The 16,937-nt window shown below is 69.5% G+C and carries 13 protein-coding genes; 4 read left to right on the forward strand and 9 right to left on the reverse strand.

The genetic code is table 11. From position 1 onward, the window contains the following. Positions 1 to 368: 368 nt before the first annotated feature. The 3 genes from ACF1G2_RS11875 to thyX form a co-directional block, all read right to left on the reverse strand. Positions 369 to 2,054 (reverse strand): ribonuclease J, encoded by a 1,686-nt coding sequence (locus tag ACF1G2_RS11875; RefSeq protein WP_391798149.1) that lies wholly within the window; start codon positions 2,052 to 2,054, stop codon positions 369 to 371. A gap of 120 nt (positions 2,055 to 2,174) precedes the next feature. Next, complete coding sequence (dapA, locus tag ACF1G2_RS11880) at positions 2,175 to 3,074, reverse strand: 4-hydroxy-tetrahydrodipicolinate synthase (protein WP_391798150.1); 900 nt, start codon at positions 3,072 to 3,074, stop codon at positions 2,175 to 2,177. A 178-nt stretch (positions 3,075 to 3,252) separates the two neighbouring features. Then, positions 3,253 to 3,993 carry an FAD-dependent thymidylate synthase gene (gene thyX / locus ACF1G2_RS11885; protein WP_391798151.1) on the reverse strand — a complete coding sequence of 247 codons (741 nt, stop codon included), beginning with the start codon at positions 3,991 to 3,993 and terminating at the stop codon, positions 3,253 to 3,255. 202 nt (positions 3,994 to 4,195) lie between these two features. Between thyX and ACF1G2_RS11890 the strand changes: the two genes are divergently transcribed. Then, positions 4,196 to 4,435 (forward strand): hypothetical protein, encoded by a 240-nt coding sequence (locus tag ACF1G2_RS11890; protein WP_391798152.1) that lies wholly within the window; start codon positions 4,196 to 4,198, stop codon positions 4,433 to 4,435. Between the two features lie 95 nt (positions 4,436 to 4,530). After that, the gene (locus ACF1G2_RS11895; RefSeq protein WP_391798153.1) at positions 4,531 to 5,094 is read left to right on the forward strand and encodes a hypothetical protein; all 564 of its coding nucleotides are present in this window, start codon (positions 4,531 to 4,533) and stop codon (positions 5,092 to 5,094) included. Here ACF1G2_RS11895 and ACF1G2_RS11900 read toward each other — a convergent pair. From ACF1G2_RS11900 to eccD, 6 genes are all read right to left on the reverse strand, one after another. Next, entirely contained in the window at positions 5,084 to 5,536 is a 453-nt protein-coding gene (locus ACF1G2_RS11900) for a hypothetical protein (RefSeq protein WP_391798154.1), read from the reverse strand. The genes ACF1G2_RS11895 and ACF1G2_RS11900 overlap by 11 nt on opposite strands. 5 nt (positions 5,537 to 5,541) lie before the next feature. Next, positions 5,542 to 6,294 (reverse strand): 4-hydroxy-tetrahydrodipicolinate reductase, encoded by a 753-nt coding sequence (gene dapB / locus ACF1G2_RS11905; RefSeq protein ID WP_391798155.1) that lies wholly within the window; start codon positions 6,292 to 6,294, stop codon positions 5,542 to 5,544. Between the two features lie 17 nt (positions 6,295 to 6,311). Then, the gene (locus ACF1G2_RS11910; protein WP_391798156.1) at positions 6,312 to 7,691 is read right to left on the reverse strand and encodes a M16 family metallopeptidase; all 1,380 of its coding nucleotides are present in this window, start codon (positions 7,689 to 7,691) and stop codon (positions 6,312 to 6,314) included. Further along, on the reverse strand, positions 7,688 to 9,910 hold the full coding sequence (locus tag ACF1G2_RS11915; RefSeq protein ID WP_391798157.1) for a polyribonucleotide nucleotidyltransferase: 2,223 nt from the start codon (positions 9,908 to 9,910) through the stop codon (positions 7,688 to 7,690). The genes ACF1G2_RS11910 and ACF1G2_RS11915 overlap by 4 nt, the downstream gene beginning before the upstream one ends. A gap of 279 nt (positions 9,911 to 10,189) precedes the next feature. Further along, the gene (rpsO, locus tag ACF1G2_RS11920; RefSeq protein ID WP_331917982.1) at positions 10,190 to 10,480 is read right to left on the reverse strand and encodes a 30S ribosomal protein S15; all 291 of its coding nucleotides are present in this window, start codon (positions 10,478 to 10,480) and stop codon (positions 10,190 to 10,192) included. A 192-nt stretch (positions 10,481 to 10,672) separates the two neighbouring features. After that, positions 10,673 to 12,148, reverse strand: a complete 1,476-nt coding sequence (eccD, locus tag ACF1G2_RS11925) for a type VII secretion integral membrane protein EccD (protein WP_391798158.1) — start codon at positions 12,146 to 12,148, stop codon at positions 10,673 to 10,675. A 172-nt stretch (positions 12,149 to 12,320) separates the two neighbouring features. On the opposite strand from eccD, the gene eccCa reads away from it, so the two are divergent. Then, positions 12,321 to 16,274 (forward strand): type VII secretion protein EccCa, encoded by a 3,954-nt coding sequence (eccCa, locus tag ACF1G2_RS11930; protein ID WP_391798159.1) that lies wholly within the window; start codon positions 12,321 to 12,323, stop codon positions 16,272 to 16,274. Positions 16,275 to 16,503: 229 nt separating this feature from the next. Continuing rightward, complete coding sequence (locus tag ACF1G2_RS11935; RefSeq protein WP_391798160.1) at positions 16,504 to 16,932, forward strand: hypothetical protein; 429 nt, start codon at positions 16,504 to 16,506, stop codon at positions 16,930 to 16,932. Positions 16,933 to 16,937: the final 5 nt, after the last annotated feature.

Below are 16,937 nucleotides of genomic sequence, written 5' to 3' on the forward strand. Positions count from 1 at the left end.
GTTGATTTTTGGCACGCTGTTGAGTTCTCAAGGAACGGACGCTTCCTTCGTACTCACCCTCTCGGGCTTTCCTCCGGGCTTTTCCCTTCGGTCTTGCGTTTCCGACTCTATCAGATCTTTTCGATCCGATTTCCTCGGTGCTTTCCGGCTTCTCGGTTTTCCCGATCCGCTTTCCGGCGTTGATCCGACTTTATCAGAAGTTCTGAGTCGGATTTCCCGCCCCGCTCGGTCATCCGTCCGGACACACGAAGGTGCCGGGGTTTCCCTTGCTGGCGGAGCCGTAAACGTACTGGAGCGGGGCGCCCCGATGCAAATCGAGGCGCCCCGCTCCCAGTTGGCGCTGGTCAGGCCGGGGCCTGAGCCGTCCGTCAGACCTCCACGACCACCGGGAGGATCATCGGGCGCCGACGGTAGGTGTCCGAGACCCACTTGCCGACCGAGCGGCGGATCAGCTGCTGGAGCTGGTGGGGCTCGACCACGCCGTCCTGGGCCGACTTGTTCAGGGCCTGCTCGACCTTCGGGATCACGGCGTCGAACGCCGCGTCGTCGATGCCGGAACCACGGGCGTGGATGTTCGGGCCGCTGACGATCTTGCCGGACGAGGCGTCGACCACGACGAAGACCGAGATGATGCCCTCGTCGCCGAGGATGCGGCGGTCCTTCAGGGAGGACTCCGTGACATCCCCGACCGAGAGGCCGTCGACGTAGACGTAGCCCGCCTGGACCTTGCCCACGATCCGGGCCTTGCCGTCGACCAGGTCGACCACGACGCCGTCCTCGGCGATGACGATGTGGTCCTTGGGGACGCCCGTCATCGCGCCGAGCTCGGCGTTGGCGCGCAGGTGCCGCCACTCGCCGTGGACCGGCATCAGGTTCTTCGGCCGGCAGATGTTGTAGAAGTACAGCAGCTCGCCGGCGGAGGCGTGGCCCGAGACGTGGACCTTGGCGTTGCCCTTGTGGACGACGTTGGCACCCCAGCGGGTCAGGCCGTTGATCACGCGGTAGACCGCGTTCTCGTTGCCCGGGATGAGCGACGACGCCAGGATCACGGTGTCGCCCTGGACGATCCGGATCTGGTGGTCGCGGTTGGCCATCCGGGAGAGCGCGGCCATGGGTTCGCCCTGGGAGCCCGTACAGACCAGCACGATCTCGTCGTCCGGCAGGTCGTCGAGGGTCTTCACGTCGACGACGAGACCGGCCGGGACGCGGAGGTAGCCCAGATCGCGCGCGATGCCCATGTTGCGGACCATCGAGCGGCCGACGAAGGCCACGCGGCGGCCGTACTCGTGCGCCGCGTCGAGGATCTGCTGGATGCGGTGCACGTGGCTGGCGAAGCTGGCCACGATGATGCGCTTCGGAGCGTTGGCGAAGACGTTCCGCAGGACGGTGGAGATGTCCTTCTCCGGCGGGACGAAGCCCGGGACCTCGGCGTTCGTCGAGTCGGACAGCAGGAGGTCGATGCCCTCCTCGCTGAGCCGCGCGAACGCGTGGAGGTCCGTGAGCCGGCCGTCCATCGGGAGCTGGTCCATCTTGAAGTCGCCGGTGGCGACGGCCATGCCCGCGGGGGTGCGGATGGCGACCGCGAGCGCGTCCGGGATGGAGTGGTTGACCGCGATGAACTCGCAGTCGAAGGGGCCCAGGGCCTCCCGGTCGCCTTCCTTCACCTCGAGGGTGTAGGGGCGGATGCGGTGTTCCTGGAGCTTCGCCTCGATCAGCGCGAGGGTCAGCTTGGAGCCGATGAGCGGGATGTCCGGCTTGAGCCGGAGCAGGTAGGGGACGCCGCCGATGTGGTCCTCGTGGCCGTGCGTGAGCACGATGCCCTCGACCTCGTCGAGGCGGTCCTTGATGGTGGTGAAGTCGGGCAGGATCAGGTCGACGCCGGGCTGCTCCTCCTCGGGGAAGAGGACGCCGCAGTCGACGATCAGCAGCCGGCCTTCGTACTCGAAGACCGTCATGTTGCGGCCGATCTCACCGAGCCCGCCGAGCGGGGTGACGCGCAGGCCGCCCTTGGGCAGCTTCGGCGGGGCGCCGAGTTCAGGATGCGGATGACTCAAAAGACTCTCCTCACCACACGCGCCACGTACCGCTTGGGCACGTGGCGCGCATGACATTCGTGCACTTGCTGTTGTCAGTCGATCGTTCGACGATCGGATATTCAGTTGTGAAGTCTGTAGCTAGAGCTCTACCCCGCCGGCGGCGAGATCGACCTTGAGCTGGGCGGTCTCCTCGGGAGAAAGCTCCACGAGGGGCAGCCGCAGGGGACCTGCGGGGAGGCCCTGGAGGGCGAGCGCGGCCTTGGTGGTCATCACGCCCTGTGTACGGAACATGCCCGTGTAGATCGGCAGCAATCGCTGGTGGATCTCGGTGGCCTTCTGGACCTCACCGTTCAGGTGGGCGTCGAGGAGGGCGCGGAGCTCGGGCGAGACGACGTGGCCGACGACGGAGACGAAACCGCAGGCGCCCACGGAGAGCAGCGGCAGGTTGAGCATGTCGTCGCCGGAGTACCAGGCGAGGCCGGACCGGGCGATGGCCCAGCTGGCGCGGCCGAGGTCGCCCTTGGCGTCCTTGTTCGCGACGATCCGGGGGTGCTCCGCGAGCCGGACGAGCGTCTCGGTGTCGATGGGGACGCCGCTGCGGCCCGGGATGTCGTAGAGCATGACCGGGAGGCCGGTGGCGTCGGCGATGGCCGAGAAGTGCCGGTACAGGCCCTCCTGCGGGGGCTTGTTGTAGTACGGCGTGACGGCGAGGAGGCCGTGTGCGCCGTCGCGCTCGGCGGTGCGGGCGAGCTCGATGGAGTGGTGGGTGTCGTTGGTGCCGATGCCGGCGACGACGTGGGCGCGGTCCCCGACCGCCTCCAGTACCGCTCGTACCAGCTCCGATTTCTCCGCGTCGCTGGTGGTCGGGGACTCACCGGTGGTGCCGTTGATGACGAGGCCGTCGTTGCCCGCGTCCACCAGATGGGCGGCGAGTCGCTGGGCACCGTCGAGGTCGAGTGCGCCGTCAGCCGTGAAGGGCGTGACCATGGCGGTGAGGACCCTCCCGAAGGGGGTCTGCGGAGTGGAGATCGGAGCCATGGGTAACACGCTACTCGCTGCTCATCGCCCGGTGTCCCCTCGGGGGACGTGAGAAAGGGAGCCCGGCACTGCCTGCTCGGGGGTTCAAGCAGTGCCGGGTCCGTTTGATCAGCCTAGATGAACTTCGTGAAACGTCGCAATACGGACACTTCGCGTGACGTGGTCGTACATCTGTGCTTTACGGGGCCACACGGCCGTTCTTGTTGAACGCGTCGTACGTGAGCGGCATGAGCTGCGCCCAGTGCTGCTCCATCTTCTCGCCGACCATCTCGATCTCCCGCTGCGGGAAGGACGGCACCTTGGCCAGCTCGTGCTGGGTGCGCAGGCCGAGGAAGTGCATCAGCGAGCGCGCGTTGCACGTGGCGTACATCGAGGAGAAGAGGCCGACGGGCAGGACCGAGCGGGCCACCTCGCGGGCGACGCCCGCGGCGAGCATCTCCTGGTACGCCGCGTACGCCCGGACGTACGAGTCCTCCATGACGCGGCCGGTCAGCTCCTGCTGGGCCTCGGTGCCCTCGACGAAGACGTACTTGCCGGGGCGGCCCTCCTGGACGAGCTTGCGGGAGGCGTCGGGGACGTAGAAGACCGGCTCCAGCTCCCTGTAGCGGCCCGACTCCTCGTTGTACGACCAGCCGACGCGGTGCCGCATGAACTCGCGGAAGACGAAGATCGGGGCGCTGATGAAGAAGGTCATCGAGTTGTGCTCGAAGGGGCTGCCGTGCCGGTCCCGCATCAGGTAGTTGATGAGCCCCTTGGACCGCTCGGGGTCCTTCTGCAGCTCGTCGAGCGACTGCTCACCCGCCGTGGAGACGCGGGCCGCCCACAGCACGTCCGAGTCGGCGGCGCTGTGCTTCACCAGCTCGACGGTCACATCGCTGCGGAAGCTGGGCTTGAGATCTGCTGCGGGGGTGTCGGTCACCGGCGGGGTCCTTCCAAAGTGCGTCGCTCGGGCGGCGCCCACTCTACGGGGAGCCACTGACAGCCGAGCCCCTCACCTGCTCCCCCACCCACCCGGACCAGTTTCTTTGGCCAATTCGGGGAAATAGGGCACCGAACGGTGACTTTGGTCGTCTTTATCCGTGACAGCGCACACCACACGAGCTCCGAGGAGAGTGGCCCAGATGTTCAGCCGGCGAGAGGCCGTCCCGTTCGCATTCGTCGCCGAGGCCGACCGCTTCCGCAGTAACGTCACTCCGCCGCCCAGGGAGCGCCTCAGCGTCTCCCAGGTCGCGGGCCGTACGCTGGTCGGGCTGACCGTCGTGGCCGGTCTCGTCGGATCCCTGCTCTTCGGGATGCCGTCCATGCAGTCGGGGGCGGGCGACGGTCACCGGCAGCAGTCGCAGGCCTCCGACGGCCGCTGATCAGAACGGCCCCCCTGAGGTGGCCCGGTCGAGACCACCTGGGTAGCCTCACCGGGCACAGCCCCTTCGAGCGTGCTTGTGAGTGAGGACCAGTCGTGCCCCTGCCTTTTCTGACGGCCGACCGCGCTTTTGACGCGACCGACGACGTCGCGCTGCCGTTCGACGACCACGACCAGTGGCGTCGGCCCTACCGGCCCGGTCCCTGGCGCGTGGGGGCGGCGGCGCTCGCGCTGCTGCTCGCCTCGTTCGTCCTCTTCGCCGCGGTGATCATCGTCGCCGCCGGCGCGACGAGCGGTGCCGTCGTCACGTTCGTCCTGGCCGCCCTGATGATCGCCTCCGCGCTGCGGATGCTGCGGGTGGGGACCTGGGTGAGCCTCCACGGCGTGCGCCGGGTCGGCTTCTTCTCCACCACCACCGTGGCGTGGGCCCGGGTGACGCACGTGCGTACGGCGCAGCAGCCCGTGCGGTGGCTGGGGCTGCCGCGCACCGTCCAGGGCCAGGCCCTGATCCTCGGGCGGCAGGGTGGTGAGCAGATCGCTCTGCTCACCGACCACAACGCCGACTTCCTCTCCCGCATCGAGGCGTTCGACCGCGCGGCGGACACCGTCGAGGCGTGGAACGCCGAGTACGGCGTCGCCGCCCCCGCCGCTACGCGCTGACCGTACGGCCCGCGTGCAGGGCGATCGCGCGCTGCATGGCCTTGCGGGCGCGCGGGGTGTCGCGGGCGTCGTGATAGGCGACCGCCAGCCGGAACCAGCAGCGCCAGTCGTCCGGGGCGTCCTCGGTCTCGGCGCGACGCTTCGCGAAGACCTCGTCGGCCGACTCCCGGTCGATGCGGCCGCCTTCCGTACGCCTCAACTCGTCCACCGGCAGGCCGCCTTCGGCCTCCAGTTCGCGGGCGAGCCGCTGCGCGTTCCGCGCGAAGGCGGTGTTCTTCCAGAGGAACCAGCCGCCCACGCCGGGCAGCAGGAACGCCACCGCGCCCATTCCCATCGCCGCGGGCTCCCCGGTCAGGACGAGCAGGACGCCCTCCATCGCCACCACCCCGAAGACGAGGACGAGGACGGTGGCGAGGAAGACGTACGTGATCTTTCCGCCCATGGCCGTCAGCCCAGGTCCAGGAAGTGTTCCAGGCCGAAGGTGAGGCCCGGGGCGGAGACGACACGGCGGGCGCCCAGAAGGATGCCCGGCATGAAGCTGGAGTGGTGCAGCGAGTCGTGACGGATCGTCAGGGTCTCGCCCTCGCCGCCGAGCAGCACCTCCTGGTGGGCCAGCAGGCCCCGGAGCCGTACGGCGTGCACCGGAACGCCGTCGACGTCCGCGCCGCGCGCCCCGTCCAGGGCGGTGGCGGTCGCGTCCGGCTGGGAGCCGAGGCCGGCCTCGGCACGGGCGGCGGCGATCAGCTGGGCGGTACGGGTGGCGGTGCCGCTGGGGGCGTCCACCTTGTTCGGGTGGTGCAGCTCGACGACCTCGACGGACTCGAAGTACGGGGCCGCGATCTGGGCGAACTTCATGGTCAGCACGGCGCCGATGGAGAAGTTCGGGGCGATCAGGACGCCGGTCTCCGGGGAGGCGGCGAGCCAGGTGTTCAGCTGCGCGAGGCGGTCCTCGGTCCAGCCGGTCGTACCGACGACGGCGTGGATGCCGTGGCGTACGCAGAAGTCGAGGTTGCCCATCACGGAGTCCGGGGTGGTCAGTTCGACCACGACCTGGGCGCCCGCCTCGGTGAGCGTCTCCAGCTTGTCGCCGCGGCCGAGCGCCGCGACCAGTTCCATGTCCTCGGCGGCCTCGACGGCCCGTACGGCCTCGGAGCCGATCCGGCCCTTGGCTCCGACAACCGCCACGCGCAGCTTGCTCATTGCTCTCTGAACTCCTTCTAGGAGACGGATTCGTGCAGGCGAGCCGCCTGCTTGTCCTTCAGCGGCCCTATGGCGGACAGCGAGGGCCGCTGTCCGAGCACATCACGGGCGACCTCGCGGACCTCGTCCGGGGTGACGGCGGCGATCCGGCCCAGCATGTCGTCGACCGACATCTGGGTGCCCCAGCACAGCTCGCTCTTGCCGATGCGGTTCATCAGCGCGCCCGTGTCCTCCAGTCCGAGGACGGTCGAGCCGGAGAGCTGGCCGATGGCGCGGGCGATCTCGTCGTCGGTCAGCCCGTCGGAGGCGACCTTGTCGAGCTCGTCGCGGCAGATCTTCAGCACGTCGTGGACCTGGCTGGGGCGGCAGCCCGCGTACACCCCGAAGAGGCCGCAGTCGGCGAAGCCGGAGGTGTACGAGTACACGCTGTAGGCCAGGCCGCGCTTCTCGCGGACCTCCTGGAAGAGGCGGGAGGACATGCCGCCGCCGAGGGCCGTGTTCAGCACGCCGAGGGCCCAGCGGCGCTCGTCGGTGCGGGCGAGGCCCGGCATGCCGAGGACGACATGGGCCTGCTCCGTCTTGCGGCCCAGGACCTCGACGGCGCCCGCGGTGCGGATCGTGCGCCGGCCGTCGCGCGGGGCGACGGGGACAGCGTCCGTACGGGAGAGGGCGCCCGCCTTCTCGAAGGCGCGGCGGACCTGGCGTACGACGGTCGCGTGGTCGATGTTGCCCGCGGCGGCGACGACCAGGTGGGTCGGGTCGTAGTGCTTCTTGTAGAAGCGGGCGATCCGGCCGCGGTCCAGGGCGTTGATGGTGTCGACCGTGCCGAGGACCGGGCGGCCCAGCGGGGTGTCGCCGAACATGGTCTGCGCGAACAGGTCGTGCACGACGTCGCCCGGGTCGTCCTCGGTCATCGCGATCTCTTCGAGGATGACGCCGCGCTCGGCGTCGACATCCTCTTCGAGGATCAGCGAGCCGGTCAGCATGTCGCAGACCACGTCGATGGCGAGCGGCAGGTCGGTGTCGAGCACCCGCGCGTAGTAGCAGGTGAACTCCTTCGCCGTGAAGGCGTTCATCTCTCCGCCGACCGCGTCGAGCGCGGAGGAGATGTCGAGGGCACTGCGTCGCTTCGTGCCCTTGAAGAGGAGGTGCTCCAGGTAGTGCGTGGCGCCGTTGAGCGTGGGCGTCTCGTCGCGCGAGCCGACGTGCGCCCAGATGCCGAAGGTGGCGGAGCGTACGGACGGGAGGGTCTCGGTGACGATCCGCAGGCCGCCGGGGAGGGTGGTGCGGCGGACCGTGCCGATGCCGTCCCTGCCCGGGAGAAGCGTTTGGGTACGGGCGACGGCCCGCCCCTCCGAAGAGGGGCGGGCCGTCACACGGGAACTACGGGACGTCACTGGTCGGTGTCGTCCTTCGCGTCCTCGGCGGCACCGTCCTCGTCCGCGATCACGGGGATCAGGGAGAGCTTGCCGCGCTGGTCGATCTCGGCGATCTCGACCTGGACCTTGGAGCCGACCGCGAGCACGTCCTCGACGTTCTCCACGCGCTTGCCACCGGCGAGCTTGCGGATCTGCGAGATGTGCAGCAGGCCGTCCTTGCCCGGGAGCAGGGACACGAACGCGCCGAAGGTGGTGGTCTTGACGACCGTACCCAGGTAGCGCTCGCCGACCTCCGGCATGGTCGGGTTGGCGATGCCGTTGATCGTGGCGCGGGCGGCCTCGGCGGCCGGGCCGTCGGCGGCACCGATGTAGATGGTGCCGTCGTCCTCGATCGTGATGTCGGCGCCGGTGTCCTCCTGGATCTGGTTGATCATCTTGCCCTTGGGGCCGATGACCTCACCGATCTTGTCCACCGGGATCTTGACGGTGATGATGCGCGGCGCGTTCGGGGACATCTCGTCCGGAACGTCGATCGCCTCGTTCATCACGTCGAGGATGTGCAGACGCGCGTCACGGGCCTGCTTCAGCGCGGCGGCCAGGACCGAGGCGGGGATGCCGTCGAGCTTGGTGTCGAGCTGGAGCGCGGTGACGAAGGTCTTCGTGCCGGCGACCTTGAAGTCCATGTCGCCGAAGGCGTCCTCCGCACCGAGGATGTCGGTGAGGGCGACGTAGTGGGTCTTGCCGTCGATCTCCTCGGAGATCAGACCCATGGCGATACCGGCGACGGGGGCCTTCAGCGGCACACCGGCGTTCAGCAGCGACATGGTGGAGGCGCAGACCGAGCCCATGGACGTCGAGCCGTTGGAGCCGAGGGCCTCGGACACCTGGCGGATCGCGTAGGGGAACTCCTCGCGCGTCGGCAGCACCGGCACGATGGCGCGCTCGGCGAGCGCGCCGTGGCCGATCTCGCGGCGCTTGGGCGAGCCCACGCGGCCGGTCTCACCGACGGAGTACGGCGGGAAGTTGTAGTTGTGCATGTAGCGCTTGCGGGTCACCGGGGAGAGGGTGTCCAGCTGCTGCTCCATGCGGAGCATGTTGAGGGTGGTGACGCCCAGGATCTGGGTCTCGCCACGCTCGAACAGCGCCGAGCCGTGCACGCGCGGAATGGCCTCGACCTCGGCGGCGAGGGTACGGATGTCCGTGATCCCGCGGCCGTCGATGCGGACCTTGTCCTTGATGATCCGCTCGCGGACCAGCTTCTTGGTCAGCGCGCGGTAGGCGCCGGAGATCTCCTTCTCGCGGCCCTCGAAGGCCGGGAGCAGCTTCTCGGCGGCGAGCTCCTTGACGCGGTCGAGCTCGGCCTCGCGCTCCTGCTTGCCGGCGATCGTGAGCGCCTGGGCGAGCTCGCTCCTGACGGCGGCGGTGAGCGCCTCCAGGACGTCGTCCTGGTAGTCGAGGAAGACCGGGAACTCGCCGGTGGGCTTGGCAGCCTTGGCGGCGAGGTCCGACTGGGCCTTGCAGAGGACCTTGATGAAGGGCTTCGCGGCCTCGAGACCGGCGGCGACGACCTCCTCGGTCGGCGCCTCGGCGCCGCCCTTGACGAGCTCGATGGTCTTCTCGGTGGCCTCGGCCTCGACCATCATGATCGCGACGTCGCCGTCCTCCAGGACGCGACCGGCGACGACCATGTCGAAGACGGCGTCCTCGAGCTCGGTGTGCGTCGGGAACGCGACCCACTGGCCGTTGATCAGGGCGACACGGGTGCCGCCGATCGGGCCGGAGAAGGGCAGGCCGGCCAGCTGCGTGGAGCAGGAGGCGGCGTTGATGGCGACCACGTCGTAGAGGTGGTCGGGGTTGAGCGCCATGATCGTCTCGACGATCTGGATCTCGTTGCGCAGGCCCTTCTTGAAGGAGGGGCGCAGCGGGCGGTCGATCAGGCGGCAGGTGAGGACGGCGTCCTCGGAGGGGCGGCCTTCCCGGCGGAAGAAGGAGCCGGGGATCTTGCCGGCCGCGTACATCCGCTCCTCGACGTCCACCGTGAGGGGGAAGAAGTCGAGCTGGTCCTTGGGCTTCTTGGACGCGGTGGTGGCCGAAAGGACCATCGTGTCGTCGTCCAGGTACGCCACGGCGGAGCCGGCGGCCTGCTTGGCCAGGCGGCCCGTCTCGAAGCGGATGGTGCGGGTGCCGAAGGTGCCGTTGTCGATGACGGCCTCGGCGTAGTGGGTCTCGTTCTCCACTAGCGGTTTCTCCTACTTTCGTCTTTTCGTCCGTCGGCCCGTGTGGCCGAGGACGGTGGTGGAGGAGAAGCGCGCCTTCGGATGCGGGCCGGTCTTCGATCGAAGCACCCGGGGATGATGGGGTCCGGGGGCCACTACCGAGGACCGGCGGCGTGCCGGCGGCCTCTCACTCGTGAATGTGGCGTTGTGTGACCAGACTAAGTGCCGGTCGGTACATCGCGCACGTACAGCAAAGGGAGCGGCCCCCTAAAAGTGGGAACCGCTCCCTTCACGGCGTCCTTACTTGGCACCGCCGGCCGCACCGCGGCGGATGCCGAGGCGGTCGACCAGGGTACGGAAGCGCTGGATGTCCTTCTTGGCCAGGTACTGCAGCAGGCGGCGACGCTGGCCGACCAGGATCAGCAGACCACGACGGGAGTGGTGGTCGTGCTTGTGCTGCTTGAGGTGCTCGGTCAGGTCCGAGATGCGGCGGGAGAGCATCGCGACCTGAACCTCGGGGGAGCCGGTGTCGCCCTCCTTCTGGCCGAACTCGGCGAAAATCTGCTTCTTCGTAGCGGCGTCGAGAGACACTCGGTACTCCTCTGGTGTTCGTGCGCCCACGAGTGCCCCTGGTCTTGGTCTCAGGGGAGCTTCCGTGACTCGGAGGCGAAGGTCCGATGAGCGCAGCTCCCAGAGAATCAGCCGAATCCGGGGATTCGGGGCACTTCCGGGAGCGCGTACACAAACGGCCGTTACACAGGGTACCAGGTGTCCGCAGACCCCTTACTTGCTGGTGAGGGAGCGAGCCGCCATGAAGACGTCCAGTACGGCAAGGCAGAGGGGGACGAGGGAGAGGAGGACGAAGCCCTCGGTCAGGTCGAGCAGACGGCCCCAGAAGGGAGAGAGGCCCTTCCTCGGGATGATCAGTCCGATCGCGGTGACCAGAGCGGCGCCCGCGGCGACGGCGGCCGTGAGCCAGATCGTACGGATGTCGAGGCCGCCGCGGTCCCCGTAGATCAGCAGGTCCTTGACCAGGTCGACCGGCGGGTTGAGGGAGAGGCCGAGGATCAGCAGGCTGATCGCGGCGATTCCGGCGACGAGAACGCACGCGACCTGCGAGGTGTAGCGGAAGAGCCGGGCCCGCAGGAGCATCGCGAGGCCGGCGGCCAGGGCGAGGAACTGGCCCCAGACGTTGCCGGCGAAGCCGAGGACCGCGGCGGAGCCGACGACCACGGCGGCGCAACCGCCGACGAGGCCGAGAAGCATTTCGTGGCCGCGCCGGGCCTGGAGGGCGATGCGCTCGCCGTCGACGGGCTGGGCCTCGTCAGGGGTGTGGTTCGGGTCGGCGTGGAACTCGTCCTCCGTGGCGCTGCGCGGGGACGCGTAGCCGATGGGCAGCCGCGCGAAGCGGGCGGAGAGGCCGGGCAGGAAGGCGACCAGGCCGACGGCGACCGGGGCGCAGACGGCGGCCGTCTCGGGCGCCGACGATTCCGAGACGATCGCCAGGAAGGTGGCGAGGGTGCCGACCGTGGCCAGGAAGGTCGCCGCGACGAAGGGTGCGTCGCCGCTGGGGGTGAGTGCGACCAGGGTGACGGAGACGACCAGCACGGTCACGCAGCCGAGCAGGAACTGCAGGCGTCCGGGGCCGTGGCCCGCGTCGGGTCCGATGATGCCCGAGCCGGCGATGAGCAGCAGCGGGAGGGCGCCGAGCCCGAGCGCGACGGCGGTGGCCCGGTCTCCGTACACCCGGGCGCGCACGCCGGCGAACGCGGTCAGCAGGATGCCCGCGGCGCCCGCGACGACACCGGGAAGGCTGTGCATGTCGTGGCGCACGGGATCGGCGAACCAGAGCACGAAGCCCATCAGGACCAGCAGCAGCACTCCGCCGACGAGTCCGGCGCCGCGCAGCAGGTCGTCGCTCCACAGGTGCCGGTCACGGGTGACGGCGGAGGCGACGGCGTCGGAGACGTCGTCGAAGACGGCCGGCGGCAGCGACTGTGCGAACGGGCGCAGCGAGAGGACCTCGCCGTCGAGGACCTGCTGGGCGGCGAGGGTGCGCGCGCCGTCGAGGACGGAGCCGTCACGCCGGACGAGGTGGTAGCCGGTCGGGGTGCCGGCGGCCTGGGTCTGTCCGGTGAGCCGCAGGATCTCCGGATAGACGTCGGCGACGGAGATGTCCTCCGGGAGTGCGACGTCGATACGACTGTCCGGCGCCACGACGGTGACACGGCAGAAGCCGGTCGCTGCAGTCGTACTCACGTGTCTGGACCCCCTGATTCGCGGTTGCGCACAGTGCGCGCGCCACCCTACCGGGGCCGGTCCGAGGTGGCTGCAAGTAGGATCGCCGTCTCATGGGGGAGGCCGTCGCTCACGGGGCGCCGGTGCGGAACTCCCGCACGAAGTCCGCCCGTAACGAGGGATTGATGAGCCGGTGAGCCAGATCGTCGTCAAACGCCCGCCGAGGTCCCTTCCTCCGGAAGTACCCAGTGAGGAACTGGTCCTGGAGTCTCCGCCCGAACTGCCGCGCGGGCAGCAGGAGGGCATGTTGATGCAGCTCCTGCCGATGCTCGGCATGGGCTCCTCCGTGGTGTTCTTCTTCATGCCTGGAGCGCATCCGTTCATGCGCATCATGGGCATCCTGATGCTCGTCTCGACGGTCGGAATGGTCATCGCGCAGCTCGTCCGATTCCGGAAGGGTACGCAGGGGCAAATTGCCGATGTGCGGCGTGACTACCTCAAATACCTCGCGCAGACGCGGCGTACGGTCCGGCGCACCGCACGCCGGCAGCGGGACGCGCAGCTGTATCTGCACCCCTCGCCCGAGCAGTTGTGGTCGGTGGTGGCGGAAGGTTCGCGCGTGTGGGAACGCCGTGTGGGCGACAAGGACTTCGGGCAGGTGCGGATCGGGCTGGGCGCCCAGCAGCTGGCGACGCCGCTGGTCGCCCCGGACACGGCGCCGGTGGACGAGCTGGAGCCGTTGTGCGCGGGTGCGATGCAGCAGTTCCTCGCGGTGCACGGTTCGCTGGACGGGCTGCCGATGGCGGTCTCGATGCGCGCCTTCTACCACGTGACGGTCTCCGGGGAGCCGGAGGCGGCGCAGGCCGCGGCGCGCGGCATGGTCTCCCAGCTGGTGACGCTCCACTCCCCCGACGATCTGATGCTGGCCGTGGTCGCGGCCAGGGGTGCGCACGAGCGATGGGACTGGACGAAGTGGCTGCCGCACACGCAGGTGGCCGGTCAGGTCGACGGCGCGGGCAGCAGGCGACTGTTCGGCGACGACCTCGGTGAGCTCGAGTCGTTGATCCGCTCGCGGCTCGACGGCCGGCCGAGGTTCAGCCGCGACAGCCAGCCCGTCCTGGACCAGCCGCATGTGGTGGTCGTCCTCGACGGCGGAATGGTGCCGCCGGACTCGCTGTTCGCGGCGCCCGAGGGCCTGCAGGGCGTGACCATCATCGAGGTGGTCCCCGGTGAGCTCGACGAGCCGCGCGGTGGTCTGTCGGTGGTCGTACGGCCCGGGCGGCTGCGCCTGGAGTCGGGGGGCGGCTTCGCGTACGAGGGTGTGCCGGACGGGATCTCGCTGCCGGCGGCCGAAGCGCTGGCCCGGCAGCTCGCGCCGTTGCGGATGGGCGGTGGGGACGACGACGAACCGCTCCTCGCCAACCTGGACTTCACGGATCTGCTGAACCTGGGTGACGCCGGCTCGGTGGACGTGTCGCGGACCTGGCGGCCCCGCTCCGTGGCGGAGCGGCTGCGTGTGCCGATCGGTGTCGGCGAGGACGGCCAGCCGATCATGCTGGACCTGAAGGAGGCCGCTCAGGAGGGCATGGGCCCGCACGGGCTGTGCGTCGGTGCGACCGGATCCGGGAAGTCGGAGCTGCTGCGCACCCTGGTCCTCGGTCTCGCGGTGACGCACTCCTCGGAGACGCTGAACTTCGTCCTCGCGGACTTCAAGGGCGGTGCGACCTTCGCGGGCATGTCCCAGATGCCGCACGTCGCCGCCGTCATCACCAACCTCGCCGACGACCTCACGCTCGTCGACCGGATGGGCGACGCGATCCGCGGTGAGCTGCAGCGCCGTCAGGAGCTGCTGCGTTCGGCGGGCAACTACGCCAACATCCACGACTACGAGAAGGCGCGGGCGGCCGGTGCCCCGCTGGAGCCGCTGGCCTCGCTGGTCCTGGTCATCGACGAGTTCTCCGAGCTGCTGACCGCGAAGCCGGACTTCATCGACATGTTCATCCAGATCGGCCGCATCGGCAGGTCCCTGGGTGTGCACCTGCTGCTGGCCTCGCAGCGGCTGGAGGAGGGCAAGCTCCGCGGTCTCGACACCTATCTCTCGTACCGGATCGGTCTGCGGACGTTCTCGGCGGCCGAGTCGCGCACGGCCATCGGCGTGCCGGACGCCTACCACCTGCCGTCGGTGCCGGGTTCGGGCTATCTGAAGTTCGGTACGGACGAGATGACCCGGTTCAAGGCGGCGTACGTCTCCGGCACCTACCGCACGGGCGGGCCGCGGCTCGCCGCCGGGCAGCTGCCGATCGAGCGGCGGCCCGTGATCTTCACGGCCACGCCGGTACCGGTGGTGTACGCCGCGCCCGACCCGGCGTACATGGCGGCGCAGCGTGAGGAGGAGGACGAGGCGCTCGCGGACACCGTCCTCGACGTGATCGTGCGTCGGCTGGAAGGCCAGGGCGTGCCCGCACACCAGGTGTGGCTGCCGCCGCTGGACCGGGCGCCCTCGCTGGACCAGCTCCTGCCGGGGATCGCGCCGACCGCGGACCGCGGTCTGACGGCGACGGAGTACACGCGCCAGGGCGGGCTCACGGTGCCGCTCGGACTCATCGACAAGCCCTTCGAGCAGCGGCGCGAGGTGCTGTACCGGGACTTCTCGGGTGCGGCGGGCCACATGATGGTGGTCGGCGGTCCGCAGTCCGGCAAGTCGACGTTGATGCGGACGCTGATCTCGTCCTTCGCGCTGACGCACACTCCGGCCGAAGTGCAGTTCTACGCACTGGACTTCGGCGGCGGCAGCATGATCTCGCTGGCCGAGCTGCCACATGTCGGCGGCATCGCCTCCCGGCTCGACCCCGAGCGGGTGCGGCGGACGGTGGCGGAGGTGCTCGGCGTGCTGAACCGGCGGGAGGAGTTCTTCCGCTCGCACTCCATCGACTCGATCGCCACCTACCGGCGCAAGCGCGCCGCGGGTGAACTGCCGGGCGAGGCCTGGGGCGACGTCTTCCTCGTCATCGACGGCTGGGGCGGCTTCAGGAACGAGTACGAAGGGCTGGAGGCGATCGTCTCCGACATCGCGGCCCGCGGCCTCGGATACGGCATCCATGTGGTGATCACGGCCGCCCGCTACATGGAGGTCCGTGCCGCGATCAAGGACCAGATGCTGAGCCGTCTGGAACTGCGCCTCGGCGACGTCATGGACTCCGAGTTCGACCGCAAGGTGGCGGCCAACGTGCCCACCGGCGTGCCCGGCCGCGGCCAGGTGCCGGAGAAGCTGCACTTCATGGGCGGCCTGCCGCTGCTCGACTCGCTGAGCACCTCCGGCGACCTCGCGGAGGGAACGGCGGCGTTCGTGCAGGCGGTGCGTAACGCCTGGGCCGGCCCGCCCGCTCCCGCGGTACGACTGCTGCCGCACAAGGTTCCGGCGGACCAGCTGCCGAAGGGCTTCGAGTTCCCGCAGCACGGCATCGCCATCGGCATCGACGAGACACGGCTGGAGCCGGTGTTCGTCAACTTCGACACGGACCCGTTCTTCCTGATCTTCGGCGAGAGCGAGTCCGGCAAGACGAACCTGCTGCGCCTGTTCACCAAGCAGATCGCGGAGCGCTACTCCCCCGACGAGGCGAAGCTCGTCGTCGGCGACTACCGACGGGCGCTCCTCGGCGCCCTGCCGGAGGAGCACCTGCTGGAGTACGCGCCGATGGCGAGCTCGATGCAGATGCACATGGAAGCGCTGGCGGGTGTCTTCTCGCGACGGCAGCCGCCCCAGGACGTGACACCGCAGCAGCTGCGGGACCGCAGCTGGTGGTCGGGCCCGCAGGTCTTCATCGTCGTCGACGACTACGACCTCGTGGCGACGAGCGCCGGCAACCCGCTGGCCGCGCTCGCGGAGTATCTGCCGTTCGCCCGTGACACGGGCGTTCGCTTCATCATCGCCCGCAACAGCGCCGGGGCCTCCCGCTCGATGTACGAGGCGTTCATGCAGCGCATCAAGGAACTGGGCGCGCAGGGCGTGGTCCTGTCGGGCGACCCGCAGGAGGGCGACCTCCTGGGCAGCGCCCGGCCGCGGCCCATGCCGGCGGGACGTGGCCTCTTCGTCGGGCGCCGGGGCGGCTCGTCGCTGGTGCAGACCGGGCGGATGCCGGAGCGATGAGAGGCGGGCCTGAGCAATGCGAGGCGGGCCGGAGCGACGAGAAGCGGGCCGCAGAGATGCGAACGGATGCCGGACAGATGAGATCGGTGACGGGACGCACGGAACAGCGTGCGGCGAGACATGGAAGAGCCCGGCGGACAGAACCGTGAGGCGGCCCGTGACGTCGTCGCCGGTGGACGTGAACACTTCATCACTGCAAACATCGCGCTAATCCAGCGAGGGGGAGTCAATGTCGTTCAATGACGAGTGGGCCCAGGCGAAGACCGCCGCGATCGAGAACCAGTCGGCGAACACGCGCCTCAACCAGCTCCCCGCGGACGGGGGCGGCGGCGGGGGCACCGGTCCCGACCTGGCGACGACGCCCGCGAAGAAGAAGCAGGCGGCCAACAGCATCGAGAACCACATCCAGCCGGACCTGAAGACGGCCGCCGACGCGGCCGACGAGTCCACCAGCGGCGCCGTCGCCGCGTTCAAGGGCTGGGAGACGGCCGCCGGCCTGAAGAAGGCGCACGACCACTGGGACAGCCAGGTGAAGCGGCTCAACGCGCGCCTCGATTCGGAGAAGGGCGCGCTGCGAAGCGCGTCGACGCTGTTCCAGAGCAACGACATCGTCACGGGGAACGGACTCGTGACGCAGTCGAAGATCTCGGGACTGTAGGGGGA

It is taken from the genome of Streptomyces sp. NPDC013457 (genome assembly GCF_043089925.1).
Lineage (GTDB): Bacteria > Actinomycetota > Actinomycetes > Streptomycetales > Streptomycetaceae > Streptomyces.

Bases quoted from the DNA above. Each gene is read 5' to 3' on its own strand.
- ACF1G2_RS11890 (WP_391798152.1), top strand. From the start codon at position 4,196: ATGTTCAGCCGGCGAGAGGCCGTCCCGTTCGCATTCGTCGCCGAGGCC.
- ACF1G2_RS11935 (WP_391798160.1), top strand. From the start codon at position 16,504: ATGTCGTTCAATGACGAGTGGGCCCAGGCGAAGACCGCCGCGATCGAG.
- dapA (WP_391798150.1), bottom strand. From the start codon at position 3,074: ATGGCTCCGATCTCCACTCCGCAGACCCCCTTCGGGAGGGTCCTCACC.
- ACF1G2_RS11900 (WP_391798154.1), bottom strand. From the start codon at position 5,536: ATGGGCGGAAAGATCACGTACGTCTTCCTCGCCACCGTCCTCGTCCTC.
- dapB (WP_391798155.1), bottom strand. From the start codon at position 6,294: ATGAGCAAGCTGCGCGTGGCGGTTGTCGGAGCCAAGGGCCGGATCGGC.